Annotated in this window: 24 protein-coding genes and 1 pseudogene; 11 read left to right on the top strand and 14 right to left on the bottom strand. The window is 59.5% G+C overall.

The features are described 5' to 3' along the window. Positions 1–11: 11 nt before the first annotated feature. The 7 genes from L0U80_RS03160 to L0U80_RS03130 all read left to right on the top strand — a co-directional run bounded on the left by L0U80_RS03160 (position 12) and on the right by L0U80_RS03130 (position 8,089). Positions 12–899: a glycosyltransferase family 2 protein gene (locus tag L0U80_RS03160; RefSeq protein WP_233862466.1), complete on the top strand. Its 888-nt coding sequence runs from the start codon at positions 12–14 to the stop codon at positions 897–899. A gap of 634 nt (positions 900–1,533) precedes the next feature. Continuing rightward, positions 1,534–3,537 carry an ArnT family glycosyltransferase gene (locus tag L0U80_RS03155; protein ID WP_233862464.1) on the top strand — a complete coding sequence of 668 codons (2,004 nt, stop codon included), beginning with the start codon at positions 1,534–1,536 and terminating at the stop codon, positions 3,535–3,537. 452 nt (positions 3,538–3,989) lie between these two features. Next, a complete protein-coding gene (locus tag L0U80_RS03150; protein WP_233862462.1) occupies positions 3,990–4,682 on the top strand; it encodes a class I SAM-dependent methyltransferase in 693 nt (230 codons plus the stop codon). Further along, entirely contained in the window at positions 4,679–5,080 is a 402-nt protein-coding gene (locus L0U80_RS03145) for a GtrA family protein (RefSeq protein WP_233862461.1), read from the top strand. Before L0U80_RS03150 ends, L0U80_RS03145 begins: the two co-directional genes overlap by 4 nt. A 4-nt stretch (positions 5,081–5,084) precedes the next feature. Next, complete coding sequence (locus tag L0U80_RS03140) at positions 5,085–6,059, top strand: glycosyltransferase family 2 protein (RefSeq protein ID WP_233862460.1); 975 nt, start codon at positions 5,085–5,087, stop codon at positions 6,057–6,059. A gap of 169 nt (positions 6,060–6,228) precedes the next feature. Further along, on the top strand, positions 6,229–6,978 hold the full coding sequence (locus L0U80_RS03135) for a glycosyltransferase family 2 protein (RefSeq protein ID WP_233862459.1): 750 nt from the start codon (positions 6,229–6,231) through the stop codon (positions 6,976–6,978). A gap of 1 nt (position 6,979) precedes the next feature. Further along, on the top strand, positions 6,980–8,089 hold the full coding sequence (locus tag L0U80_RS03130; RefSeq protein WP_233862458.1) for a glycosyltransferase family 4 protein: 1,110 nt from the start codon (positions 6,980–6,982) through the stop codon (positions 8,087–8,089). A gap of 29 nt (positions 8,090–8,118) precedes the next feature. Here the strand turns inward: L0U80_RS03130 and rfbD are convergent, their stop codons facing one another. From rfbD to rfbB, 4 genes are read right to left on the bottom strand one after another with little or no spacing between them, the layout of a single operon-like run. Continuing rightward, on the bottom strand, positions 8,119–9,012 hold the full coding sequence (gene rfbD / locus L0U80_RS03125; protein ID WP_233862457.1) for a dTDP-4-dehydrorhamnose reductase: 894 nt from the start codon (positions 9,010–9,012) through the stop codon (positions 8,119–8,121). 21 nt (positions 9,013–9,033) lie between these two features. Then, positions 9,034–9,585 (bottom strand): dTDP-4-dehydrorhamnose 3,5-epimerase, encoded by a 552-nt coding sequence (gene rfbC, locus L0U80_RS03120; protein WP_233862456.1) that lies wholly within the window; start codon positions 9,583–9,585, stop codon positions 9,034–9,036. Beyond that, positions 9,582–10,463 (bottom strand): glucose-1-phosphate thymidylyltransferase RfbA, encoded by an 882-nt coding sequence (gene rfbA, locus L0U80_RS03115; RefSeq protein WP_233862455.1) that lies wholly within the window; start codon positions 10,461–10,463, stop codon positions 9,582–9,584. The genes rfbC and rfbA overlap by 4 nt, the downstream gene beginning before the upstream one ends. Before the next feature lie 11 nt (positions 10,464–10,474). Further along, positions 10,475–11,536 (bottom strand): dTDP-glucose 4,6-dehydratase, encoded by a 1,062-nt coding sequence (gene rfbB, locus L0U80_RS03110; RefSeq protein ID WP_233865618.1) that lies wholly within the window; start codon positions 11,534–11,536, stop codon positions 10,475–10,477. 343 nt (positions 11,537–11,879) lie between these two features. On the opposite strand from rfbB, the gene L0U80_RS03105 reads away from it, so the two are divergent. Continuing rightward, on the top strand, positions 11,880–12,731 hold the full coding sequence (locus tag L0U80_RS03105; RefSeq protein WP_233862453.1) for a symmetrical bis(5'-nucleosyl)-tetraphosphatase: 852 nt from the start codon (positions 11,880–11,882) through the stop codon (positions 12,729–12,731). Between the two features lie 81 nt (positions 12,732–12,812). On the opposite strand, the gene L0U80_RS03100 is transcribed toward L0U80_RS03105, so the two are convergent. From L0U80_RS03100 to L0U80_RS03065, 8 genes are all read right to left on the bottom strand, one after another. Then, on the bottom strand, positions 12,813–13,586 hold the full coding sequence (locus tag L0U80_RS03100) for a lysophospholipid acyltransferase family protein (protein WP_233862452.1): 774 nt from the start codon (positions 13,584–13,586) through the stop codon (positions 12,813–12,815). Between the two features lie 57 nt (positions 13,587–13,643). Then, a complete protein-coding gene (locus tag L0U80_RS03095) occupies positions 13,644–14,921 on the bottom strand; it encodes a dihydroorotase (protein WP_233862451.1) in 1,278 nt (425 codons plus the stop codon). Positions 14,922–14,946: 25 nt separating this feature from the next. Continuing rightward, positions 14,947–15,960 carry an aspartate carbamoyltransferase catalytic subunit gene (locus tag L0U80_RS03090; protein ID WP_233862450.1) on the bottom strand — a complete coding sequence of 338 codons (1,014 nt, stop codon included), beginning with the start codon at positions 15,958–15,960 and terminating at the stop codon, positions 14,947–14,949. An 89-nt stretch (positions 15,961–16,049) separates the two neighbouring features. Beyond that, the gene (gene pyrR, locus L0U80_RS03085; protein ID WP_233862449.1) at positions 16,050–16,580 is read right to left on the bottom strand and encodes a bifunctional pyr operon transcriptional regulator/uracil phosphoribosyltransferase PyrR; all 531 of its coding nucleotides are present in this window, start codon (positions 16,578–16,580) and stop codon (positions 16,050–16,052) included. Beyond that, positions 16,577–17,020 (bottom strand): Holliday junction resolvase RuvX, encoded by a 444-nt coding sequence (gene ruvX, locus L0U80_RS03080; protein WP_233862448.1) that lies wholly within the window; start codon positions 17,018–17,020, stop codon positions 16,577–16,579. The genes pyrR and ruvX overlap by 4 nt, the downstream gene beginning before the upstream one ends. After that, the gene (locus L0U80_RS03075) at positions 17,017–17,595 is read right to left on the bottom strand and encodes a YqgE/AlgH family protein (RefSeq protein ID WP_233862447.1); all 579 of its coding nucleotides are present in this window, start codon (positions 17,593–17,595) and stop codon (positions 17,017–17,019) included. Before L0U80_RS03075 ends, ruvX begins: the two co-directional genes overlap by 4 nt. Before the next feature lie 329 nt (positions 17,596–17,924). Then, positions 17,925–19,442: a hypothetical protein gene (locus L0U80_RS03070; RefSeq protein WP_233862446.1), complete on the bottom strand. Its 1,518-nt coding sequence runs from the start codon at positions 19,440–19,442 to the stop codon at positions 17,925–17,927. Positions 19,443–19,702: 260 nt separating this feature from the next. Continuing rightward, positions 19,703–19,873 carry a rubredoxin gene (locus L0U80_RS03065; RefSeq protein ID WP_025527884.1) on the bottom strand — a complete coding sequence of 57 codons (171 nt, stop codon included), beginning with the start codon at positions 19,871–19,873 and terminating at the stop codon, positions 19,703–19,705. Positions 19,874–20,155: 282 nt separating this feature from the next. Here L0U80_RS03065 and L0U80_RS03060 point away from each other — a divergent pair, with 282 nt between their 5' ends. After that, complete coding sequence (locus L0U80_RS03060) at positions 20,156–21,019, top strand: hydroxymethylpyrimidine/phosphomethylpyrimidine kinase (protein WP_233865617.1); 864 nt, start codon at positions 20,156–20,158, stop codon at positions 21,017–21,019. 149 nt (positions 21,020–21,168) lie between these two features. Here the strand turns inward: L0U80_RS03060 and groL are convergent, their stop codons facing one another. Together groL and groES are read right to left on the bottom strand one after the other, a co-directional pair. Continuing rightward, positions 21,169–22,815: a chaperonin GroEL gene (gene groL, locus L0U80_RS03055; protein WP_233862445.1), complete on the bottom strand. Its 1,647-nt coding sequence runs from the start codon at positions 22,813–22,815 to the stop codon at positions 21,169–21,171. 44 nt (positions 22,816–22,859) lie between these two features. Further along, on the bottom strand, positions 22,860–23,150 hold the full coding sequence (groES, locus tag L0U80_RS03050; RefSeq protein ID WP_091996917.1) for a co-chaperone GroES: 291 nt from the start codon (positions 23,148–23,150) through the stop codon (positions 22,860–22,862). A 626-nt stretch (positions 23,151–23,776) separates the two neighbouring features. On the opposite strand from groES, the pseudogene L0U80_RS03045 reads away from it, so the two are divergent. Together L0U80_RS03045 and L0U80_RS03040 are read left to right on the top strand one after the other, a co-directional pair. Continuing rightward, a pseudogene (locus L0U80_RS03045) lies at positions 23,777–24,370 on the top strand (tyrosine-type recombinase/integrase). A 137-nt stretch (positions 24,371–24,507) separates the two neighbouring features. Next, positions 24,508–24,789, top strand: coding sequence for a hypothetical protein (locus L0U80_RS03040; RefSeq protein ID WP_233862444.1), 282 nt, complete (start codon positions 24,508–24,510; stop codon positions 24,787–24,789). The last annotated feature ends 60 nt before the right edge of the window (positions 24,790–24,849 follow it).

Here is a 24,849-nt window from a genome sequence, read left to right as displayed (position 1 = left end):
CAGGGCCATCCATGAAGGTTAGCATCATCACACCCTCCTACAATCAGGGGCAATTCATTGAGCGAACGCTGAAGAGCGTAGCCATTCAAACCGGTGCAACAATCGAGCACGTGGTATTTGATGGCGGTAGCACGGACACAACGGTCGCAATTCTTGAACAGTTTGAACCACCGGTTCGCTGGGTATCAAAAAGAGACCGGGGACAGGCGGATGCCGTGAACCAGGGCATCCGTGCGACCGACGGCGACATTATCGGCTGGCTTAACTCCGATGACGTTTACTATCCCGGTGCGATTGCTGAAGTTGTGTCTTTCTTCGAAGCGAATCCTGACATCGACGTAGCGTATGGATTGGCAGATCACATCGACGTGAATGATCATCCGTTTGAGACATATCCGACGCAACCCTGGAATTTCGAAAACCTGAAAGAGACGTGTTTTATATGTCAGCCGGCGCTCTTTTTCCGGCGGCGGGTGGTTAGCCAGTGGGGACTGCTTGATGAATCACTGAGCTATTGCATGGACTATGACTATTGGCTTCGACTCGGGAAGGCTGGCGTTAAATTTTCGCTACTCAATAAAAAACTGGCTGGTTCGCGACTCTACGCCGACAACAAGACGCTGGGCGCGCGTGTTAAGGTACATGCTGAAATAAACAGCATGTTTTTGAATATTTTTGGGGAAGTGCCGGATCGTTGGTTATTTAACTATGCTCATGCTGTAACGGAGAAGGATCATTCTCGCGAGAACTATCCATACTCATTTCCGATTCGAGTCGGAGTCACCGCTGTTCGAGCTGCATTGAAATGGAACCACAGGATATCTGGACATATGCTGAGGACCATTTGTTCGTGGCCGCGGAGTTACCCGAAGGCTGGCGAACCACAACGAGAACAATGACGGAATTTTTTGGTGCTCGCGACTAGCTCAAAATAAATCGTAGATGGTACTAGTGCATATATTGAGCATAGCAGTGGGAGCTTGCACCGGATCGATTCTGATCGACCTTAGCCCGCCGCGTACACCATTCGTGAGTTGGACTCCCTGAAACAAGCCCTCAACGAAGCGTGAGCGGATAACGGCAGTAGTAAAGGAGAGCAAGGAAAAATGAATGACGAGATGGTGCTCAAAGCGAATGCGCAGTATGCAGATGCCGGCAAACTGACAGCGATCAGGTGTGGCATTGGCCCCCGGACATCTGCCTGTGGCGACTGCCAGTTGTGCGCGGCAAGACGGCATAAAGCTCGATTACACTCAGTTCGGCAAGCCGCTGGAGAACACCGACATCACACGCCTCAACGGTGTCGTGGGCAGCGAATGGCTGTTACGGCGAAGCGGCGGTTGACCACGACTGCGTAGCGCCTACTTTTCGGTCCTGTTAAATAAAGACGTTGCATCTGCCTGGCTGAAAATTGATTCAGTTTGTATTCGATCTCACCTTCATGTAATCTGACGCGGGACCGATTAAATCAGAACCAATTCCAATTTAATCTGACAGTTCACGTGCAGCCTCCTCGCCACAAACCAATAGCTCATGAAAACTCAGAGACGACTCGGATTAGGAATCCTGGCAGCAATTCTTGTTTCGCTTGCTTATATTCACGCAAGCAACAATACGGGGCGTCTCGCGCATGACATCACTTACGATGATATTGGATACGTCGATGACGCGACGGACAGACTGGCACTGCTGTTTAACCACGGCGCACTCGCTTTCCTTCGCGATCTTTTGACGAATCCACCTCACAGCCCATTTTCCACAGTTCTGGCAGTAATCGCAATTCTGGTCGGCGGGTACCATGACGTTGTATTTTATATTGCAAATTTTCTCATCATTATTTCAGCGGTTGTATTCCTTATTTTAGAATTCAAGGACACGCGCCCCGCGGCACTTGCCTGGATTGTCGTCACTTTTTTATCTTCACCCCTGGCATATAACACCATAGAGAATTTTCGGCCGGACTACGCACTGGGCTTTTCCACGGCGGCGATGGCATGGTGGTTCATTATTGGCACTTTTCGTGAACGCCGTGAATATTTCAAATTGTCTGGGATCGCGTTTGCAGCGGCCCTGCTTATTAAGCCTACATTTTTCCCGCATACGTTGGCGCTAGCCGTTTCATTAATGGGGCTTTTTACCGTCGTGCAGTTCTGGAGAAAATACTGCAATAATGAGGGCGCGACGACACAGTGGCGCCCACTAGCCGTTTTTTCGGGAATAGCTTGTTTGATTGCACTCCCATACTATCTGATCGCTGGCCATGATATATTTAATTATTTCTGGACTAACACGCGGGGAAAAGATTCATATCTGTGGTCGTTCCCAGAGACGATTACATGGCTTGAAGTCGGAAAAGAATACCTGGTCGGCGGCTATCAGCACGCTATCGGGTTTCATCTTATACTCGCAGGCTTACTATTGGTTTTCGGAATAGTATATTTTACACTCCGAAAAATGTACGTGAATCTTGCCATAACCTGCTCACTTGCAGGATTCGCGACGCTTTCCTTTTTGATTCTCCTGGTTGGCAGGCACAAGAACGATTTTTTCTTTGCGACCTTTCAGGTTACATTTTTGCTAGCCGGAATCTATTGCCTGGCCGAATTGTGTTCCAGCTTTAATGCAAAAAAGCGAGCTGTCTTGTTAGTTGCCTCGTGGATAGCGCTTGGAGCAGCAATTCATAAAAACCTGGCCCACGGACATCCACCCACCCTATCCGAGGACCAGATTCATAATAGTTGGAACGATCGCGTCGTTACATTGATCGCCAACTCTCTGGAGAATACTGGAAGAGGCACCTACAGCAACCCAGTTATGGTGCTCGTGACTGTTCCAGGTCCTGTGAATGCCTACACAATCAAATGGCTAGCCCTAAAACAAGGAATCGTTACGCGCGCCTCTGATCTCGATCGGTCGCAGACGTTATCTGATTTTATAGCCGGCGCTCGAAATTCCGATTTCGTCGTGATACCGAACGTGCACGAGGCTGAGTACTATCGTGGATTTCCCGCGGACGCAATGCAGCCGGAACTAATCCGAAGCCTCCGTCAGGATCCGCGCTTTGTGGCACTTGGGCCCAGGGACGATTCCGCGGTGCATTACGTGGTGTTCAAAAACGTCGAGCTCGTCGGCACGGGTACGCCAGTTCTGGATTTGCACGACGTCAGCTCCCTCGATGGGTTCAATCCTGAGGAAGGACCGTACCCTCAATGGAATTTACCTCGTGTGCAATGGATGTCGGCACCTTCAGCGAAACTCTGTGTAAAAGAACCGGGCCACTACTCCGCGGAGATTCGAGTCCGGGCGGATTCGGATGGCGTACTCAACATCGTGGACAGCCACGCTGGATCCCAGGCAGTTGGCCGCTTCGAGCCGAGAATGTTCGTCGATATGGCGTTCGCGCATTATTTTAGCCAGGACGATCTTTGCATATTGCTGAAGCCGGTCTTGACTACCCCTCCGGCGCCAGAAAACGTATTGCTTTTCTCCCGATTTCGGTTCACAAGCACAAGGGACAGTACTCAGCTGGCAAAGTAAAAGTTAATGCTGCGAAATCGACCGGTGAGATTTTTTCAAAATAGACCTGTTCAGGCATGGCGATTTCAGACCGAATGGAGAAGCGCACCGCTCGGTACCACGTCCATAAGCAAGGCACCAGCACAGACACCGGCTTGTTTCGGTCTTACGGCTACGTTGGCCGTTTCCACCGAAGTCGTCGAGTCGGTGCACGGTGAGCGCTTACACCGGATAGCCCTTCCGCTGGCGACCGTCAATAGTTAGTGGATGTGGGGAATACGCCTTGGATATCGCGCCCGTAACATCATCCGCATCGAGTTCGTGCGTGCCCTTTTAGATGCGACCCTTAATACGCGATGCCGCAGCGGTTCCGCCCTCGCTTCCGACCGAATGCTAGCAACTGTCCGATAACTTCACTCCGTCGATATGCTAAGCTTAGACACTCAGAATTGGGGATCAACGGGAAACATCCGATGAAAGAAACCGAATTCGACAGGTTTGCCGATGAATATCGCGCGACGCATGCCGCCAATATTTCCGCGTCAGGGGAAGCTCCGGAGTTTTTCGCTGAATATAAGATAGCGGATACTGCTCGTTATTCGCGGGAAGCCAATCTCTTCCCGACTAAAATCATTGATTTCGGCAGCGGCGTGGGCAATTCCATACCCTACTTCCGAAAGTATTTCCCGGCATCCAGCCTCGCAGCGGCTGACGTTTCCACAAAGAGCCTGGCTCTGGCGGAAAAACGCTTCGGTGGCGAGGCCGAGTATTTCGCGCTCAACGGAAATTCCATCGATATCCCCGACGGGACGTTCGACCTGTTGTTTTCCGCATGCGTGTTTCATCATATTTCACACGACGAACATATACACTGGCTAAAAGAACTGCGTCGCATTGCACGCCCCAACGCCATGCTTGTGATTTTTGAACACAACCCCTGGAATCCCTTGACGGTACACGCCGTAAACACGTGCGAGTTTGACGAAAACGCTCACCTCATCACGCCGTTCGCGCTGGGCACTTCCATGAAGCATGCCGGCTGGAGCGGCGTCCGGCACGAATACCGAATATTCTTCCCAAAGAGCCTCGCGTTCCTGCGACCACTGGAAAACTATTTGCGATGGCTCCCTCTCGGCGCACAACACGCCGTAATCGCTCGAGCATGAGAGAAATTTCCTTTCAGTTTGCAAAGTATCTGCTTGTTGGGCTTCTAAACAGTGCCGTAGGACTCGTCTTTATCTACCTGGGAATGGCGCTCGGGTTGTCAGACGTAAGCGCGAACGCGATTGGGTATCTAGTCGGGTTTGGTGTGAGTTTCGCGGCCAATAGTAAATGGACTTTCAGGCAAGCTCGTACAACCCCTGCAGTCTTTGCCCGTTTCATGATCGTGACTGGCGTTGCCTACGCCGGCAACCTTTTCGCCATGCTCGTTGCTCGAGATGACCTTCATTTCGATCATCGACTTGCACAACTTGTCGGCGTCGCTGCCTATACGATGATTGGCTTTGTCGGTGCGCGTTTCTTTGCGTTCAATTTGAAGCAAAACCCCCATCAAATCCTCTGACAATATGACCAAGCGAATCGCGATCGTGGTCCCTTGCTACAACGAGGAAGCCGTGCTGGAGGAAACGATGCGCGTTCTTCAGAACGAACTGAACCGTTTGATCGAGGCAGAAAAGATCAGTAGCGACAGCCGCATATATTTCGTCGATGACGGTAGCCGCGACCGTACGTGGCAGGTGATCGATGCCATCGTACAGCGAGGCGGGCCGGCCATTGGCATCAAGCTGTCGAGAAACCGTGGTCATCAGAATGCGTTGCTTGCCGGGATGTGGCTTGCTGAAGGTGATGCGATTATCAGCATCGATGCGGATCTTCAGGATGATGTCACCGCGATTGGTCGGATGATTGACGAATTTGACCGTGGTTCGGACGTTGTCTATGGAATCCGCAGCAGCCGGGAGACGGACACGTACTTCAAGCGCGTTACCGCTCGCAGCTTCTATCGGCTACTTGCCCTATGCGGCGTCGAGACAGTCTACGATCACGCCGACTACCGGCTGCTAAGCCGGCGCGCGATGGACACGATCAAGCAATTCCGCGAAGTGAATCTATATCTTCGCGGCATAGTTCCGTTGATTGGCTTTAAATCATCAACGGTGGAATACGATCGTGCAAAGCGATTCGCAGGCGAAAGTAAATATCCTCTGCGCAAGATGCTTGGGTTGGCGATTGAGGCTATTACATCATTTTCCATCGCGCCATTACGTGCCATTAGCTGCGTCGGTTTTCTCCTGTCATCGATGAGCTTCACGGTTACTTTCTGGGTTCTTTGCGTGCGGCTGTTTACAGATAGAGCCGTACCAGGTTGGGCATCTACCGCGTTGCCGATCTACTTTTTGGGTGGCCTCCAGCTTTTATCTTTAGGGGTGCTCGGCGAATATATCGGAAAGATCTATATCGAAACCAAAGCTCGCCCTCGATTCATTGTGGAAGCGGTAACGAGTCGCTCGGAGCTAGCGCTGCCTGTAGAGCAAGGCTAGACGCTTTACATTAATTTACGGCTATAACAGATTCGCGCAACGGTGACCCTCACTATCGACCTTGTTTTATGGCAGCATGGATGCCCGGGGGCGGCCATGAACCTGGGTAAATGAATGGACAGTTGCTCCGCCTAACGCACATCGCTTTCCGGCCAAAGATGCCGACCGTATGAAAACAAGCTCCCCTCTCGTCACGGTGGTCGTGCCATCGTACAACCAGGCAAAGTTCCTCGAAGACGCTCTGCGCTCAATCGAAGCACAGAAAGTGGCGACCGAGATATTTGTGATGGACGGCGGTTCGACCGACGGATCCGTTGGCATTATCCGCAATTGGGAGTCGAAGCTGGCGGGCTGGCGCAGTCATAAGGACGGTGGTCAGGCCGCGGCTATCAACGAAGGCATCGCGCGTGGAACTGCGCCTTATGTCTGCTGGCTAAATAGTGACGATCTTCTCTTGCCCGGCGGCCTCGACAAGCTCGTCGCGGCAATGGAACACCACCCCGCGTGGCCGGCAGCCTACGGCAAAGCGCTGCACCTGGACGACTCAAGTGGACGCAGAACGCCGGCCTGGGTGGAGCCTTTCAGTGAGCGGCGGTTGGCGGTTCGTTGCGTGATAACACAGCCGGCATCGCTAATTCGCAGAACGGCGTGGACAGCGTTAGGAGGTCTCGATTCCACCCTCAAAATGGCCCTCGACTACGACCTCTGGTGGCGACTGTACCGATACGGCGGCCCACTCGGTTTCGTAGACGAGGATATCGCCATCAACCGCAACCACGACGCCACCAAAACACGCATTCACCGCCGCCTCCACTACAAGGAGGCGATGGAAACGGTACGACGCCATCACGGCCACGTCCCTTTAAAATGGTGGCTTGCCCAACCATATGCTGTTTGGTGGAAGACCCTGATTCGATAGCATGCGCGTTCTTCACTTTTACAAAACGTACAAGCCCGATTCGATGGGCGGGGTCGAACAACTGATTGGTGAGATCTGCAGCGGGGCGGCAAGCCGCGGGATACCCAGTGACGTGCTGACCCTGAGCAAGGATACGTCGACCGTCGACCTGGGTGACCACAAGCACTATCGTGCGCGGCTCGACTTCAAGCTCGCGTCGTCCTATTTCTCGCTATCCTCATTGGCGCGGCTCAAGGAGCTTGCGAAAACGGCCGACGTCATTCACTACCACTTCCCATGGCCATTCATGGACGTGGCGCATTTTCTTACCCGGCTGAACAAGCCAACGGTGGTGACCTATCACTCGGACATCATCAGACAAAAGGCGCTTCTGCAGTTGTATCGGCCATTAATGCTGGCCTTTCTCGGCAGCGTGACGAAGATCGTCGCGACATCGCCGAATTATGCGCAGACAAGCCCCGTGCTCCGTCGGTTTGCAAGCAAAGTCGAAGTTATCCCGATCGGATTGAACGAGCACGCCTACCCCCGGGCCACCGATGCAAAAATTGCGGAATGGCGCGAGCGGATTGGACCGCGCTTCCTGCTTTTTGTTGGAATGCTCAGATACTACAAAGGGCTCCACGTCCTGCTCGATGCGCTCAAGGGCTCGGACTATGACGTTGTGATTCTGGGCGGCGGTCCTCTGGAGGGTGAACTGAAAACGCAAGCGGAAAGTCTTGGATTGCGTCACGTGCACTTCGTGGGGGCTCTCCCGGACGAAGACAAAGTGGCGCTTCTAACACTTTGCCGCGGACTTGTATTTCCATCACACCTTCGCTCGGAAGCCTTCGGCATTTCGTTGCTGGAAGGCGCCATGTACGGAAAGCCGCTTATCTCGTGTGAGATCGGTACCGGGACAAGCTACGTGAATGTCGCGGGCAAAACCGGACTGGTGGTGCCATCCAGCGATGCGCCAGCCCTTCGTGGCGCGATCGATCGCATCTGGAACGATGATCAGTTGGCGTCGGAACTTGGCGCAGGTGCCCGCGAGCGATTCACGAAGCTATTTACCGCTGACAAAATGGCCGACGCGTACGCCGACCTGTATCGGCGCATTGCTTCAAAACCCTGAGACACCCTCTCCCGCTCGAAGCAAGAAAGTCAGGCGCTCAAGCCCGCAAGACAAAGCCGCAGCGCGTCGCGCCAGTCAGGAGCGCGCAGGCCAAAGCTCGCAGCCAGTTTGTCATTGGATAAACACGAGTTCCCTGGGCGCTTTGCAGGCAAGGGATATTCGGACGAAGCAATGGGCGTCACCACCGGTTTGTTCTCCAGTGAGGACAATTCGAAAATCGCGTTAGCGAAGTCGAACCATGTGGTCCAGCCGGATGCAGTCAGATGATAAACGCCTGACTTCTGACGCCACCAGTCCGCACCGTCCGTGTTTGCCACCAGGCCCTGAGCAACGATGTGCGAAGTCATCGCCGCAATAGTCGCGGCCCAGGTCGGCGCCCCGCGCTGGTCCGCAACGATTCGCAACTCCGGCCGCTCCGCAGCCAGACGCAGCATGGTCAGAAGGAAATTCTTGCCTCGCTGACCATAGACCCAACTCGTCCGCAGTATCACGTGCGCGCAGTCGACCTCGGCAATAGCACGCTCACCGGCAAGTTTGCTGAGACCATAGGCGTTTTGCGGATTCGCCCTGTCGGTCTCGTCGTAGGCGCCCTCTTTCGTTCCATCAAACACATAGTCGGTCGAATAGTGGATGATCGGCACGCCTAGCCGCTGCGCTTCCTCAGCAAGCACACCCGGTGCCTCACCGTTGATACGCTGCGCTAACGCGGGTTCAGTCTCTACCCTGTCAACAGCGGTATAGGCCGCTGGATTGATAATGAGTGCGGGCTTGATTTCCCTTACAACTTTCCGGATCTGATCGAGATCCGCGAGATCGAGGGCAGCACGGTCAAGCGCAACAATAGTCCCGAGACCCTGAAGCGCTCTTTCCAGTTCGAATCCAACTTGCCCGCTCTTGCCGGTAACAAGAATTCTCGCCTGCATCGCATTACTCAATTGGCTTCCTCACGCGAATGTCTCGGCTTCAGCCAGCCTTTTCCCCGCGGCGTCTTTTTCGGCCAGGCTCGGCTCGGCGTCGATCGGCCATTGAATTCCGATTGCCGGGTCGTTCCACAATAGCGTTCGCTCATGCTGCGAATACCAATAGTCGGTCGTCTTGTACAAGAATTCCGCCGTCTCGGACAACACCACAAACCCGTGTGCGAAACCGCCCGGAATCCAGAGCTGCCGCTTGTTTTCAGCGCTCAGCCGCACACCAACCCACTTCCCGAAGTTCGGCGAGCTCGCCCGGATGTCCACTGCAACGTCGAACACTTCACCAGCGATGACACGCACCAGCTTGCCCTGCGCATGTTCGATCTGGTAGTGCAGCCCACGCAGCACGCCTTTTGACGAAAGCGAGTGATTGTCTTGTACAAACTCCACGGGCTCGCCGATTGCCTCGGCGAATTCCCTCGCGTTGAAGCTCTCAAAGAAGAAACCGCGCGAGTCGGCAAAAACTTTTGGTTCGACGATCTTCACTTCGGGCAGTGACGTCGGAATAACAGTGATCTTCACGCGACGGGGTCCGAGAGTATCTTGAGGAGGTATTTGCCGTAGCTATTCTTCGCGAGCGGCATCGCTAAACGCTCGAGTTGTACGGCATCGATCCAGTTCGATCGGAATGCGATCTCCTCGGGGCAGGCCACGACCAGGCCCTGGCGCTTCTGCAATGTTGCGATGAACGTGGCGGCATCGATGAGCGAATCGTGTGTGCCCGTATCCAGCCACGCGTATCCACGCCCCAGTATCTCCACGTTCAGTTCGCCGCTGGCGAGATAACGCGAATTGACATCCGTGATCTCGAGTTCGCCGCGAGCCGAAGGCTTTATGTCGGCCGCGATATCGCACACCTGGTTGTCGTAGAAGTACAGACCGGTTACAGCGTAGTTCGAACGCGGAACGGCAGGCTTTTCTTCGATCGACAGGGCGCGGTATTGCTTGTCGAACTCCACTACGCCATAGCGCTCGGGATCTTGAACATGGTACGCAAAAACGGTCGCGCCTTGTGTTTGCTCGTTAGCGCCCGCGAGCTGCTTGGCGAAATCGTGCCCGTAGAAGATGTTGTCGCCCAGAATCAACGCGGAAGGATCATTAGCGACAAAATCCCGCCCGATGATGAACGCCTGGGCGAGCCCATCCGGTGAAGGCTGGACCGCGTACTGGATATTCATGCCCCACTGACTGCCGTCGCCCAGCATCGCTTGAAAACGCGGCGTGTCCTGCGGAGTGGAGATGATCATCACATCCCGAATGCCCGCCACCATCAGCGTCGACAGCGGGTAATAGATCATTGGCTTGTCGTAGACGGGCAGTAGCTGCTTCGACACCACATGAGTGATCGGATAGAGTCGCGTGCCCGAACCGCCGGCCAGGATGATGCCTTTGCGTGCCATCGATTTTGCCCTTACGCGCGCTGCGCGTAATTCGTTTCAACCCACTTGCGATAGTCGCCCGAAACGACTTCGTCAACCCAGTGCTGGTTGTCGAGGTACCAGCGCACCGTCTTCGCAAGACCCGTTTCGAACGTTTCCGCGGGCTTCCAGCCCAGTTCGCGCTCCAGCTTGCGTGCGTCGATGGCGTAACGCCGATCGTGGCCGGGGCGGTCCTTCACATAGGTGATCTGGTCGCGATAGGAACCCGCCGCCTTAGGCCGCGACTGGTCCAGCAGGTCGCATAGAGTATGCACGACTTCGAGGTTCTTTTTCTCGTTCCAGCCACCGACGTTATACGTCTCGCCGACGCGCCCGCGCGCGAGTACCTCGCGGATCGCGCTGCAATGGTCGCCCACGTACAACCAGTCACGCACGTTTTGCCCATCGCCGTACACCGGAAGCGGCTCGCCGGCGAGCGCATTCGCAATCATCAGCGGGATGAGTTTTTCGGGGAACTGGTACGGGCCGTAGTTATTCGAGCAATTTGTCGTGAGCGTCGGCATGCCATAGGTGTGATGCCACGCGCGCACCAGGTGATCGGAACCGGCTTTGCTGGCCGAATAAGGACTGTTCGGCGCGTACGGCGTGGTCTCGGAGAAAGGCTCGTCTGCAGCCGAAAGCGAGCCGAACACTTCATCTGTAGAGACGTGCAGGAAGCGAAACGCGGCCTTGCCGTCGGCGTCCAGGGTGCTCCAATGCTGACGAGCGGCCTCGAGCAACGTGAACGTGCCAATCACATTGGTCTGAACAAAATCTGCGGGACCATGAATGGAACGATCGACGTGACTCTCTGCCGCAAAATGCAGCACGGCACGCGGCCGATGTTCGGCGAAGAGCGTATCGAGTGCTGCGCGGTCGCAGATATCGACGCGCGCGAAAACATGCCTGCGATCGTCGTGCAGCGACTTCAGCGTGCCGTAATTGCCCGCGTAGGTCAGCTTGTCGACGTTGACGACGGGCTCGTCCGATTGACGGAACCAGTCAAGCACAAAGTTTGCACCGATAAATCCGGCACCGCCCGTCACGAGAATCATGGAAATCCCTTGCATTCATTACAGCAGAAGTCTGCCGTATGACGAACCACGGCGATTCGAAAGACTGCTGAAAAAAAAGGTTTCAATTCAGGCGATTGGCCCGGAATTTTCCGGGCCGCAAGGTCGGCGGACGACGTCGCGGCCCTGATTATAAGACTGCCGCCAGGGCAACCGCAGCATCGCCATTATTGATCAACCTGAGACAATCCGCCCCTGGATGCCGAGCCTTCGCGAGCGCGGCCCGCGCAATTTCCAGCCTGCGATTTCGCTTCGATACGAGACGTGCCTTCCTGTGTTACCGTCTGCGCTGATCCATGTAACGCCCGCCACCGTTTCCGTCTCGATGACTACGTTCAAGCCGCACCCGGCCCCCCTCGCCTTCGGCGACCTTCAGGGGTGCCGCAATTCGTTCCGCGAACTCCTTGCCAAGGCCGCGCCCACCACCGAAACGCCGCTGTGGTTTGCAGGCGATCTGATCAATCGCGGCCCCGATTCGCTCGCGACACTGCGCGACGTGATCGCGCTCGGCGATCGCGGCGTGGCCGTTCTCGGTAACCACGACCTGCATCTGCTGTCCGTCTCGGCAGGGATTCGCAGAGCGAAGAATGGCGACACGATCGACGATATCCTGAAGGCGAAGGACGCTGCGGATCTGCTGCACTGGGTCCGCCATCGCCCCATCGCGCACTATGAGAACGGCATGCTGATGGTGCATGCGGGCGTGCTGCCGCAGTGGGATGTCGATCTCACGCTCGAACTCGCGCACGAGCTCGAACAGGCCCTGCGTCGCGACAACTGGAAGGAGACCCTGGCGGGCCTCTACGGAAACGAGCCGAGCCGCTGGTCGAAAGACCTGAAGGGCATCGAGCGTCTGCGCATTACGTGCAGCGCACTCACCCGCATGCGCTTCTGCAACAGTGACGGCGCGATGGATTTCAGTTCGAGCGGCGGGCTCGCGTCCGCACCCGCGGGCTATATGCCCTGGTTTGACGTTCCCGGACGCAAGACAGCCGACGACATCGTCGTGTTCGGCCATTGGGCGGCGCTCGGACTCACGCTGCGCGACAACGTAATCGGGCTCGATTCCGGCTGCGTCTGGGGCAACCAGCTTTCGGCGGTGCGTCTCGACGCCGATCCCGCGCGCCGCACACTCACGCAGGTCGAGTGCACGGACTGCCGCGCGATCAGTGCTTGATTCTTGATGCCTGCGTGATACCCGTCCGGGCGGGCATACGCGAGCGGCCGCAGAGCGCCGCGTGACCGGCAGGACACCCAGTCAGGACGCCTGCATCACACCCTCACCGCCTGGCAGCGGTACCCCCCGCATCTCTTCGAGCGCTGCGCCCACTGCGGCCTCGGCCTGCGCCGCCAGCTTGCGCCGGTCGGCCTCGGGCTGGATCGGCTCACCCACGTAGACGTGCGCGGTCAGCGGCCCAGCCTTGAGCATCGCATCGAGCGACTGCTTGAGCGAGACATCGTCGATATAAGCGGGTGCCGTGGACTGCCGCCCCTCTGCGTCCTCGTAGAGAATGCACAGCGGTTGCACGGGCTTGCCCGCCGACACTGCCGCCTGGAACATGTTCGCGTGAAACGGCTTGAGCGCGCGCCCGTCCGACGTCGTGCCCTCGGGGAACACGCACATCAGCTCGCCGCGGTCCAGCCGCGCCGCGAGTTCGTGCATGATGCGCCGCGCGTCGCTGCGCTTCTCCCGCTCGACGAACACCGTATCCAGATTCTGCGCGAACCAGCCGATCAGCGGCCAGCCCCGGATCTCGGCCTTCGAGACGAACGGCGTCGGCCGCCACGCGTTGATCACATAAATGTCGATCCACGAGATGTGATTGCAGACGACGAGCGCACCGGCATCGAGGCGAGCCGCGTCGTTGTGGACGACGAGCTTCATGCCGCACAGCTCGAGCATCTTGAGCGACCACGCACGGTTCATGGCATGGCGCTGATCAGCGCTCGCGCGCGGAAAGCGCAACGCGACGGTCAGCGCACCGCGCAGCAGGTGGATAAGCAAACGGGTCTTGCGAACAAATAGACTCATGGCGAACCAGTCGAAAACGATAGCGATCGATGCGATGCGGATGTCGTGCGGGCTGACTCAGCCGCGCTCGAAGCCGACGCGCCCCGCGACGAGCGTCGCACGCACGACGCCAGGCAACTCATAGCCGAGAAACGGTGTGTTGTGCCCCTGGCTCTTCAGTGCGCGAGGCTCCACGTACCAGTGCGCGTGCGCGTCGAACACGCAGAGGTCCGCGTTCGCGCCAAGCGCAATGCGGCCCGCGTCGAGCGTCACAATGCCTGCCGGCGCCGACGTGACGCGTGCAAGCGCCTTTGCGAGCGGCACACCTGCCTCGTCCGCCCACTTCACCGTGAGCGAAAGAAGGAGTTCTAGTCCGGTCGCGCCCGGGCTCGCCTCGGCGAACGGCAGGAGCTTTTCGTCGTCGTCCACGGGCGTGTGGTCCGAACAGATCGCGTCGATCGTGCCGTCCGCGAGACCTGCGCGGATCGCGTCGCGATCGCGCTGCTGGCGCAGCGGCGGATCGAGACGGAACTGCGCATCGAAATAGCCGATGTCCATGTCGATCAGATGCACATGGTTCGCGCTCACGTCGCACGTCACCGGCAAGCCTTCGGCCTTTGCCGCGCGCATGAGCGCGACTCCCGCAGCCGACGAAAGATGCATCACGTGCACACGCGCACCCGTCACGCGCATCAGTTCGAAGAGCGTATGCAGCGCGATCGTCTCCGCGCTCACCGGCACGCCGGACAGGCCGAGCCGCGACGCCACCGCGCCGCTCGCCGCCACGCCGCCCTTCGAAAGGAACGCATCCTGGGGACGCAGCCACGCGGCATAGCCATACGTGCTCGCGTACTGCAACGCACGCAGCAGAACCTGGGTATCGGCGATCGGCTTATCGACCTGCGTGAAGCCGATGCAACCGGCTTCCGTCAACGACACCATCTCCGTGATCACCTCACCCTTCAGGCCCACCGTGAGCGCGCCGAGTGGATAGACGCGTGCGCGAGCGAGTTTGCCCACGCGGTAGTTGAGCATCTCGATCAGGCCCGCTTCATCGAGCACGGGATCGGTGTCGGGCGGGCACACAAGGCTCGTCACGCCGCCCGCAAGTGCCGCGGCCATTTCCGAATCGAGCGTGGCCTTATGCTCATAGCCCGGCTCGCGCAGCCGTGCGCTCAGGTCGACGAGACCGGGCGCCACGTAAAGCCCCTTCGCGTCGATCGTTTTATCTGCCTGGAAGCCGGCAGGCGCCGCGCCCAGCGCGATGATCGTGCCGTCCGCGATGTACACATCCTGCTGCTGTTCAGTGCCGGCCGCCGGGTCGATCAGCGTGCCGCCTTGAATATGGATCTTCATGCGCTGCCCTGTTATTTCCTCGGGTTCACTCGTTATTTCCCGCGACGATGCCCATCACCGCCATACGCACCGCGATGCCGAAACTCACCTGGTTGAGAATCACCGACTGCGGGCCGTCCGCGACCTGCGAGTCGATTTCGACGCCACGGTTCATCGGCCCCGGATGCATCACGATCGCATCGGGTTTTGCGAGCGCGAGACGCTCGGGCGTGAGGCCCCAGCTCTTGAAGTATTCCTGCGCCGAAGGCAGCAACGCGCCGCTCATGCGCTCGTTCTGCAGACGCAGCATGATGATGACGTCAACGTCCTTCAAGCCTTCGTCGAGGTTGTGGAAGACGCGCACGCCCATCTGTTCGAGCCCGCCCGGCAAGAGCGTGCGCGGCCCGATCGCGCGCACTTCGGGCACGCCGAGCGTGGTGAGCGCGTGAATGTCCGAGCGTGCGACACGCGAATGCAGAATATCGCCGACGATCGCTACGCGCAGATTCGTGAAGTCGCGCTTGTAGTGGCGGATCGTGTACATGTCGAGCAGCCCCTGCGTGGGATGCGCGTGACGTCCGTCGCCTGCGTTGATCACGTGGACGTGCGGCGCGCAATGCTCGGCGATCAGGTACGGCGCGCCACTCGACGCATGGCGCACGACGAACATGTCGGCGTGCATTGCGGACAGATTGCCGATCGTGTCGAGGAGCGTTTCGCCTTTGCTCGTCGAGGACGCGTTGATGTTCAGGTTGAGCACGTCCGCCGAAAGACGCGTGGCCGCGATTTCGAAGGTCGTGCGCGTGCGCGTCGAGTTCTCGAAGAACAGATTGAATACCGACTTGCCGCGCAGGAGCGGTACCTTCTTCACATCGCGATCGGTCACGCTCACGAATTGCGCAGCGGTGTCGAGAATGTGCGTGACGATCGCACGCGGCAGGCCCTCGATCGTCAGCAGGTGCTTGAGTTCGCCGTTCTTCGTGAGTTGCGGATTGCCCTTCAGGAAGCCGTAACGAAATCGTCCGTTATCGGCGGGTGCCGCAGTGGGCTGTGTGTTCATTGCAAGGTTCCTTTGCACGCAGGGCCCGGTTCGAACAGAACGCGCACAAAGCCGGTTCTGTCGCGAGGCACACGTTGCATGCGGGTCAGTCAGTTGCCGCCGCGCGGCTCGACGTGAAACGCGAAATGTCCGTCGGCATCGCGTTCGAGCACGAGCGACGCATCGGCGGGCACGGCCGCAGTACCGCCGGTAAAACGCGCCGCCATCGGCAGCTCACGGCCGCCGCGATCGACGAGCACCGCCAGCTCCACCGACGCAGGGCGGCCAAAGTCGTACAACTCATTGATGGCCGCGCGTACCGTGCGGCCCGTGTACAGCACGTCGTCGACCAGCACGATGCGGCGGCCCGCCACGTCGAACGGCAACGAGGTCGGACTCGCTTCGCTGTGCAGGCCTTTTTTCGCGTAGTCGTCGCGATGGAGCGCGACGTTGATGACGCCCCATCCACTCGCGCCGAGATCGTGAGCAAGCCGCTCGGCAATCCATGCGCCGCCGCTGTAGATACCGGCGATCGCGATGCCATCGGGCGCGCTGAACGCATCCACGGAATACGCAGCTCGGATCTGATCGAGAACGGCGCGATACAGCGCCTCGGCGTCAAGCGTGTCGCTGGGACTCATGGCGTGGGCGCGGAGCGTTCGTCGAGGTATTGCTGGAGGATCACGCAGGCCGCTTCGGCGTCGAGCTGAGCCTTGTCGTCGCCGCGTTCGCGCATGCGCGCTTCTGCATCGACGGACGAATAGCGCTCGTCCACCCACACCACCGGCAGATTGAAGCGCCCGTTAAGCTGGTTGCCGAAGCGCTTCGCCAACTGCGTCATGATATGCGGCGTGCCGTCCGGATGCGTCGGCAGGCCGACCACGAGCAGATCGGGCTGCCACTCGCGCAGCAGTGCGCCGATGGCTTCAAAACGATAGCCGGTGCTGCGGTTCTGGATCACGGTGAGCGGGCGGGCGCTGCGCGTAAGCACGTTGCCGAGCGCGACGCCGATGCGCTTTTCGCCGTAGTCGAACGCAAGCAGGGTGGCCTCGCTCGCGCCCCGCCCGGGCGCCACGCTCATGCGTGACCCGCCTCGCCCGAAAGCATCGACGACGAGATGCCGAGCAGCGCGAGCGCCGCTTCGAAGCGCCCTTCGGCGGGCACGTCGAAGACGATCTTCGGATCGGCTTCGACCGTGAGCCAGCCGTTGCGCGAGATTTCGTCTTCGAGCTGACCCGCACCCCAGCCGGCATGACCGAGCGTGAGCAGGAAGCGCTCGGGGCCCTTGCCGTTCGCGACGGCTTCGAGCACGTCCTTCGACGTGGTCATTTCGAGGCCGCCCGGCACGGACATCGACGACGTATAGCTCGTGCCCTCTTCGGGCGCATGCAACACAAAGCCCCGCTCGGTCTGCACGGGGCCGCCGAAGTAGACAGGCACGTGCAGGAGCGGTTCGATTTCGAGCTTGAGGTCGATGCGGGAAAAGAGAGCCTGCAGGTCGATGTCGGTGGGACGATTGATGACGAGGCCGAGCGCGCCGCGCTCGGAATGATCGCAAAGGTAGACCACAGTTCCTGAAAACGTGGGGTCTGCCATGTTGGGCATGGCAATCAGGAACTGGTTGGTCAGATTGATGCGATCGTTACTCTTGGACATGGTTTGAATTCTAGCAAAGACGATGCGGAATGGCGGCTTCGCGCCGGTACGCCGGCGCCGCCGTCTTCGGGGCCGCGGCGCGCCGCGAAGGCGCGCGCATCGTGGCGCCCTCTCGCCGCGATGCTTACAAACGGGAAGGAGTCACTCTAACACGCGTGCGCGCCTCTTCTGCAATGCACAACGCGGTAACGGTGCCGGTCGGCGAAGTCTTTTGGCTCGACGTCGAACGTTGTGCCATGACTCGGCCAGCGAAGCTGCGTATGGAAAAACACGGACGAGCGCCTGAAGCGCCTGCAAGCACGATGCCCGGAAACACTCGCCGGTGGGTCCTAACGGGGTGAACTGGACTGCGCGCCGCCATCCGGACGCTCGGGCAGCGCGGTCGCGCCCGCGATCGACACGCCGAGCGCACGCACGGCGCTCGCCGCATCGGGCTGCGCTATGCCTGCCGCGATCTTGTGCAGCATGGCGCGCAGCGATTCGCTGGCGCGCTCGACTGCGGCAGCGTCCGGTGCGGGAATCACGTTGGCCGCCAGCGGCGGGTCGAGCGACTCGAACTGCCCCACTGCATGAGCGGTGCGCCGCCACGCGAGCCCAAGCGCATCGGCAAGCAGCCCGACGTGGCCGAGGCCAATGGCCCACGCCGCCGCGCCCAGCCCGTATGACGCATCGGCCGCGAGCAGGGCCTGCGCGGCGTCGCGTTGCGAGCGAGCGGACCACGCCTCAGCGTGCGCGGAGAGTGCGGCCATCGACGCATCGGCGGTCTGCAGGAAATCCTCATACGCATTAGCGTTGACCGCGAGCGCGCCGAGTTCGCGCGTGGGCGCGACGCCCAACGCCGTGGCGTCGGCCTGCGCGGCCCCCGCCTCCCAGAGCGCCTCGGACGCCTGTGTGCCCGCGATGTGCCAGTCCACAGTCAGGCCGTAGTCGCGCAACAGCTCGACGTCATCGGTATCTTCAGCCGCCGCGCCGAAAAGTGCGTAGTCGCGCCACAACAGCGCGAGCGTCGCGCGCACCAGCGATTGCGGCGCGACGCGCAGCCCGTGCGAGTGATCAGCGAGCAGCAGATTGCAGCGGGCGTAGAAACGCCGCACGTCCTCGTCGCCCCACGACGCCGCACCGCGCCGCAACGTACGGCCGCATGCCGCGGCAAGGCGCCAGTAATCGTAAGGGTCGGGGCTCGCGAGTTCGGCGAGGCAGACGTCCATCTCGTCGAATGCCGCGTCCGCCAATGCCTCCGCCGCGCGGCTGCCCGCGGCGTTTCGCGCCTTGAGCGCTGGCAGCAGCGCCGACTCGAAACGCGCGCGAATCTGCGCGAGTTTGTGCGCGGGTAGCGCCCGCAGAGTCGCGGGCGCGATGGGCCGGCCCTGCAGCGCAACATCCTCGTAGGCCAGCGAAATGCCCGGCGCGTGCCGTCCGAGCACAACGACCAGCGAATGCTGCCGCGCGTAAAGCGCCGGCGAACACGAGAGCTCGCGCAGATTGTGCCGATCGAGCGCGGCGGCGAGATCGGCGAGCGCGTCGCGAAGGAGCGCGCGCACGGCGTGATCCCCGTCACCCTCAAGCGCGTGGCGTGACGACTGCGCGCTGTGTACAGCCGCACTCCCGCTCACAGATAGCGCGAGCGACGACGCGAGCAACAGCGTGTCGGCGAACCGCGCCGCACCGAGCCAGCCCGCCTCACGCAACGCGTTCGCCGCATGGCGCAGCGGCGTAGCGACGTACCCGCCGTCCGCGTCGAGCGCATACAGCGCCTCTGCGAGCGCGTCACGGGCATGCGGCACGCGGCCGCCGCGCGGATTGGGCAAGGCTTCGAAACGGGCCACGGACGTTGAACGAAGACTCATGAGTTAGATGAGACAGCGCCGAAAACGATTGCAGAGCCAGGCTGCGGCGCAGGCGGCCTGTGTGCCGGGCTCCAGCCCGGCACACCGTCACTGCCACGCAGTACGGCGCGCAACCCAATGAAGGCGGATTTCACGACGTCGCGAGGGCCGGCCTGCCAGCCGCCTCAGCGGACGCGAACCATGCGCACGAACCCCGCGCATGAGGAAAGCACACAGCAGGCAAAAAGCGGGCAAATAGCGCACCTCGCCTGCACACGGCGTCAGATCTGGACCATCTCGAAGTCTTCCTTGCGTGCGCCGCACTCAGGACAGGTCCAGTTGATCGGGACATCTTCCCAGCGCGTACCGGGCGCGATGCCTTCCTCTGGCAAACCGGCTTCCTCGTCGTAGATCCAGCCGCAGATCAGGCACATCCAGCTTCTATATTCCATTCTTATACCGCGTCGAAAAGTCCAGAAAAAACAGTCGGGAAACAAGAGCCATGATGGTACCGTGTTGCCGATTTTGTGCCTAGCAACTGTAAACATGGAGGCGCCTGGCATCAGATCCGGCCAGGAGAGCGGATGAGATCGGACGCGCGGCGCCGCGTCGCACGTAAATCCGCGAGCCGCCATCGTCATCCGTCCCCGGGCGCGCCGATAAGCCGCATAATTGGAGCCGCGGCGCCGCCCTGCGCCGCCAACCGCGCCACGCGCTCCACATTCGCCACATCCATGCCCAGCGATACGCCTCCCATCGTCCTCACCTTCGGCCTTTCCGATCCGACCGGCGGCAGCGGCCTCCAGGCCGACCTGCTGACGCTCGCCAGCATGGGCTGCCACGGCGTCAGCGTGCTGACTGGCTACACCGTGCGCGATTCGGCGGGCTGCGACGAAGTCACCGGGCTCGATCCCGAAGTCGTCGCGACCCAGGCCCGGATGCTGCTGGAAGACATGCCCGTGGCGGCCTTCAAGATCGGCGCGGCGACGCGCGCCGAAGTGGTGAGCGCGATTGCCGAAGTGGTCGCCGACTACGACGACATCCCCCTCATCCTCGCGCCCGACTTCACGCTCGACGACGAGCACGTGCTGGCCGCCGACGAATTGCGCGAAGCGATCGCCGATCTGCTGGCGCCGCAGACCACGCTGCTCATCGCGGACGCCACGACGCTGCTCGCGCTCGCGCAGCCCGATGGCGATGCGGAAGCGCCGAGCATCGACGCGGCGATCGCGCATCTGCTGTCGACCGGTTGCGAGTACATCCTTTCGATGGAGACGGGCACGCATCGGATGGTCAACACGCTATTTTCGGAGGATGGCCAGCTGCGCCAGGACCTGTGGGAGCGCGCCACGCAGCCGATGATGGGCCTGACCGACACGCTCGGCGCCGCGATCGCGGCACTGCTCGCGAACGGCCAGGAGCCGCCCGAAGCGGTGCGCGAAGCGCAGGAATATCTGTATCAGGCGGTGCAGAGCGCGTTTCGACCCGGGATGGGCGCCTGGTTGCCGGACCGTTTTTTCTGGGCACGGAGCAACGACAGCGAGACGTCCGAGGGCGGCGCCAGTGATGCACCTCCGTCCGACGAAGCGCACCACTGACGACGCAATCGAACGCAACAGTCGCCTAAGCCCGGCAAAACCGTGCGCGCATAAAAAAACCCGCATCGCTGCGGGTTTTTTCTTTTGGGCGGGAACGCGCCGTGAGGCGCATTCCCTGCACTTCGATGTAACGCCGGATCGAACCGGTATTACATGTCCATGCCCATGCCGCCCATGCCGCCCATGCCACCCATACCGCCGGGCATCGGAGCATCTTCCTTCGGCACTTCAGCAACGGCTGCATCCGTCGTCAGCAGCAGGCCAGCAACCGAAGCTGCGTTTTGCAGCGCGGTGCGCGTGACCTTCGTCGGGTCGACGACGCCGGCTTCAACCAGGTCGCCGTACTCGCCGGTCGCTGCGTTGTAGCCATAGTTGCCCTGGCCAGCTGCAACAGCTGCCACGACCACGCTGGCTTCTTCGCCGCCGTTCGTAACGATCTGGCGCAGCGGCTCTTCCATTGCGCGCAGAACGATCTTGATACCGGCGTCCTGATCGGCGTTGACGCCCTTCAGGCCCGAAACCGCAACACGAGCACGGATCAGTGCGACGCCGCCGCCCGGGACGATGCCTTCTTCAACGGCAGCGCGGGTTGCGTGCAGCGCGTCTTCAACGCGTGCCTTCTTTTCCTTCATTTCGACTTCGGTCGCAGCGCCGACCTTGATCACTGCCACGCCGCCGGCCAGCTTGGCCACGCGCTCTTGCAGCTTTTCACGGTCGTAGTCCGAGGTCGCTTCTTCGATCTGGGCGCGGATCTGCTTGACGCGCGCTTCGATGTTGGTAGCAACGCCAGCGCCGTCGATGATCGTGGTGTTTTCCTTGCCCACTTCGATGCGCTTGGCTTGACCCAGCTCTTGCAGGGTTGCCTTTTCGAGCGTGAGGCCGGTTTCTTCCGCGACGACCTGACCACCGGTCAGGATCGCGATGTCTTCCAGCATCGCCTTGCGACGGTCGCCGAAGCCCGGAGCCTTGACAGCGACGGTCTTCAGGATGCCGCGGATGTTGTTGACCACGAGCGTTGCGAGCGCTTCGCCTTCGATGTCTTCGGCGATGATCAGGAGCGGACGGCCAGCCTTCGCGACTTGTTCCAGAACCGGGAGGAGGTCACGAATGTTCGAAACCTTCTTGTCGTGCAGCAGCACGAACGGGTTGTCCAGAACGGCGACTTGCTTGTCCGGGTTGTTGATGAAGTACGGCGACAGGTAGCCGCGGTCGAATTGCATACCTTCGACGACTTCCAGCTCGTCTTGCAGCGACTTGCCGTCTTCGACGGTGATGACGCCTTCCTTGCCGACCTTGTCCATCGCTTCAGCGATGCGATCGCCGATCGACGTATCGCTGTTCGCCGAGATCGAGCCGACTTGCGCGATTTCCTTGTTGGTCGTGCAGGGCTTGCTGATCTTGCGCAGTTCTTCGATTGCTGCTGCGACGGCCTTGTCGATGCCGCGCTTCAGGTCCATCGGGTTCATGCCCGATGCGACGTACTTCATGCCTTCGCGGACGATCGACTGGGCCAGGACCGTAGCGGTCGTGGTGCCGTCACCGGCGTTGTCGCTGGTCTTGGAAGCGACTTCCTTGACCATTTGCGCGCCCATGTTCTGGAGCTTGTCCTTCAGCTCGATTTCCTTCGCGACCGAGACACCGTCCTTGGTGACCGTCGGGCCGCCGAACGAGCGCTCGAGGACCACGTTGCGGCCCTTCGGACCCAGCGTGACCTTCACTGCGTTGGCGAGGATATTCACGCCTTCAACCATCTTGGAACGGGCGGAATCGCCGAACACGACGTCTTTAGCTGCCATCTTTTAACTCCTTGAATTCTCTAAGAATTAGCGGTGGAATGAACTTACTTGTTCACCACGGCCATGATGTCTTCTTCACGCATCACCAGCAGTTCCTGGCCGTCGACCTTGACGGTCTGACCAGCGTACTTGCCGAACAGGACGCGATCGCCGACCTTCACGTCGAGCGCGATCAGCGCGCCCTTGTCATCGCGCTTGCCCGGGCCGATGGCCAGGACTTCACCCTGATCCGGCTTTTCTGCCGCTGCGTCCGGGATCACGATGCCCGAAGCGGTCTTGGTTTCTTGATCGAGGCGCTTGACGATCACGCGATCGTGCAAAGGACGAAGGTTCATGGATAGATCCTCTCTCTTGATTGAGACTTGGAGATACTCGAGAAAACCTGGCGGGCCTCAAGCCGAAGCCGGCTCGCCAGCGAATTGTTAGCACTCTCGTGCAGTGAGTGCTAATTATATGGACGGGGGATGACAAATACAAGAACGGGGCCAGTGTCGCGATTCACTTGGTGTCGAGATTCACTTAAGTTGGAACTTTGTTCACTTAACTTGGAACTCGCGATTACTACGCGACAGACGTGGACGTTAAATTTTCTCAATTAAAACAACGCGATAGGCACGGCGGGCCGCTACCTCGAACAGCAGATCGACAAGGGCACGCGGGCGTTTGCCTCACCGTGCGGGCACAGGTCGTGTCACGACGTAAGCTCGGATCGCCTAGGGAAATTCCCAATCTCCACTCCTGACCTGCCTTCATTGCCGCAACTAGGGCGTGCGCACATGAGGCTAGCAACGCCACATTTATCGAACCCCATTTATTCCATCAGGGTCCGGACCACATTGGCTGACGACGTCAAATTTGCGACTGCGAGCGCCGACAGATATCGCTCCCGACTCAGACTAGATCCCCCTCAGTTGAAAGGGGATTGCCATGAGCGCATCAAACGGCACGGGACCGTCGCCGGATACTGTGGAACAAAGGAAGGTTGACCGGCCAGAAGTTGCCGTTAAAGCTGAAGGAAGTTTGGTCGATACGCGTGCGCCTGCAGCTATCGTCCCGCGCGCGGGATCTGGCAATGTTCAATCTCGCCATCGACAGCAAGCTTCGGGCATGCGACCTGACGAAGCTGCGCGTACGCGACATTTGTCACGGGGAACACGTCGCCAGCCGTGCGACGATCATGCAGCAGAAGACACAACGGCCTGTACAGTTCGAAATTACCGAACCAACTCGTGAGAGCGTGACGGCATGGATAAGGCATGCGGAGCTGCACGCAAGCGACTTCCTGTTTCCGAGCAGAATTCACGACTCTCCGCACTAGTCGACACGGCAATATGCCCGACTGGTTCATCGGTGGATCGCGTCAATCGCCCTTGACGATACAGCCTACGGCACCCACACCATGCGCCGGACCACGGCGTCTCTCATCTATCGTCGCACGAAGAACTTCAGGGCTGTTCAGTCGTTGCTCAGTCACGGAAAACTTGAAAGTACAGTCCGATACCTCGGCATAGAGGTGGATGTCGCACTTGAATTGGCGGAACAGACAGAGGTGTAGGTTGTCGGGCCGGTTAGCAATTGGTCGCTGACCGGCCACATGACGCCATTCGTGCGGTCGAATCGTACGACCGTAGTCTGACGCAAAGGTGACATTGGATTTGCCCTCACACTCTGTTAGGGATCCGCTCAGCGTCGATGACGAGTATTTCCTTTGAGTTCGTTATGGATCTCGTGGAGCGTCGACGTGCTGTTCGTGATTGTGACGGCACTCGCACCCGTTCGCTGGTCGCGGATTTGGTGGCCATGTCTGGCGCGCAGGCGGTGTTGTCACCCTATTGGCATGGCAAGCCTTGGCGGCCGCGCCCCGTCGCGCAGACCCGCGCAGAGATCTTCACCGAAGACGGCTTAATTGCCCCCTTGTTCAAGCACTTTTCTCGCACAATGCAATTCTGCTGCTTGCGCAGCATTGTGGACTAACGTGTCGAAGTTAATTGTTTTTCCTTCCTTTTCAGCTTTGAGGTTTTTCTTAACTACATC

This window comes from Paraburkholderia adhaesiva (assembly GCF_021390575.1).
In the GTDB taxonomy this organism is placed as follows: Bacteria; Pseudomonadota; Gammaproteobacteria; order Burkholderiales; family Burkholderiaceae; genus Paraburkholderia; species Paraburkholderia adhaesiva.
This window is presented reverse-complemented; position numbering and strand designations above follow the sequence as displayed.

Bases quoted from the DNA above. Each gene is read 5' to 3' on its own strand.
- L0U80_RS03160 (WP_233862466.1), top strand. From the start codon at position 12: ATGAAGGTTAGCATCATCACACCCTCCTACAATCAGGGGCAATTCATT.
- L0U80_RS03155 (WP_233862464.1), top strand. From the start codon at position 1,534: ATGAAAACTCAGAGACGACTCGGATTAGGAATCCTGGCAGCAATTCTT.
- L0U80_RS03150 (WP_233862462.1), top strand. From the start codon at position 3,990: ATGAAAGAAACCGAATTCGACAGGTTTGCCGATGAATATCGCGCGACG.
- L0U80_RS03145 (WP_233862461.1), top strand. From the start codon at position 4,679: ATGAGAGAAATTTCCTTTCAGTTTGCAAAGTATCTGCTTGTTGGGCTT.
- L0U80_RS03140 (WP_233862460.1), top strand. From the start codon at position 5,085: ATGACCAAGCGAATCGCGATCGTGGTCCCTTGCTACAACGAGGAAGCC.
- L0U80_RS03135 (WP_233862459.1), top strand. From the start codon at position 6,229: ATGAAAACAAGCTCCCCTCTCGTCACGGTGGTCGTGCCATCGTACAAC.
- L0U80_RS03130 (WP_233862458.1), top strand. From the start codon at position 6,980: ATGCGCGTTCTTCACTTTTACAAAACGTACAAGCCCGATTCGATGGGC.
- rfbD (WP_233862457.1), bottom strand. From the start codon at position 9,012: ATGCAGGCGAGAATTCTTGTTACCGGCAAGAGCGGGCAAGTTGGATTC.
- rfbA (WP_233862455.1), bottom strand. From the start codon at position 10,463: ATGGCACGCAAAGGCATCATCCTGGCCGGCGGTTCGGGCACGCGACTC.
- rfbB (WP_233865618.1), bottom strand. From the start codon at position 11,536: ATGATTCTCGTGACGGGCGGTGCCGGATTTATCGGTGCAAACTTTGTG.
- L0U80_RS03105 (WP_233862453.1), top strand. From the start codon at position 11,880: ATGACTACGTTCAAGCCGCACCCGGCCCCCCTCGCCTTCGGCGACCTT.
- L0U80_RS03100 (WP_233862452.1), bottom strand. From the start codon at position 13,586: ATGAGTCTATTTGTTCGCAAGACCCGTTTGCTTATCCACCTGCTGCGC.
- L0U80_RS03095 (WP_233862451.1), bottom strand. From the start codon at position 14,921: ATGAAGATCCATATTCAAGGCGGCACGCTGATCGACCCGGCGGCCGGC.
- L0U80_RS03090 (WP_233862450.1), bottom strand. From the start codon at position 15,960: ATGAACACACAGCCCACTGCGGCACCCGCCGATAACGGACGATTTCGT.
- pyrR (WP_233862449.1), bottom strand. From the start codon at position 16,580: ATGAGTCCCAGCGACACGCTTGACGCCGAGGCGCTGTATCGCGCCGTT.
- ruvX (WP_233862448.1), bottom strand. From the start codon at position 17,020: ATGAGCGTGGCGCCCGGGCGGGGCGCGAGCGAGGCCACCCTGCTTGCG.
- L0U80_RS03075 (WP_233862447.1), bottom strand. From the start codon at position 17,595: ATGTCCAAGAGTAACGATCGCATCAATCTGACCAACCAGTTCCTGATT.
- L0U80_RS03070 (WP_233862446.1), bottom strand. From the start codon at position 19,442: ATGAGTCTTCGTTCAACGTCCGTGGCCCGTTTCGAAGCCTTGCCCAAT.
- L0U80_RS03065 (WP_025527884.1), bottom strand. From the start codon at position 19,873: ATGGAATATAGAAGCTGGATGTGCCTGATCTGCGGCTGGATCTACGAC.
- L0U80_RS03060 (WP_233865617.1), top strand. From the start codon at position 20,156: ATGCCCAGCGATACGCCTCCCATCGTCCTCACCTTCGGCCTTTCCGAT.
- groL (WP_233862445.1), bottom strand. From the start codon at position 22,815: ATGGCAGCTAAAGACGTCGTGTTCGGCGATTCCGCCCGTTCCAAGATG.
- groES (WP_091996917.1), bottom strand. From the start codon at position 23,150: ATGAACCTTCGTCCTTTGCACGATCGCGTGATCGTCAAGCGCCTCGAT.
- L0U80_RS03040 (WP_233862444.1), top strand. From the start codon at position 24,508: ATGACGAGTATTTCCTTTGAGTTCGTTATGGATCTCGTGGAGCGTCGA.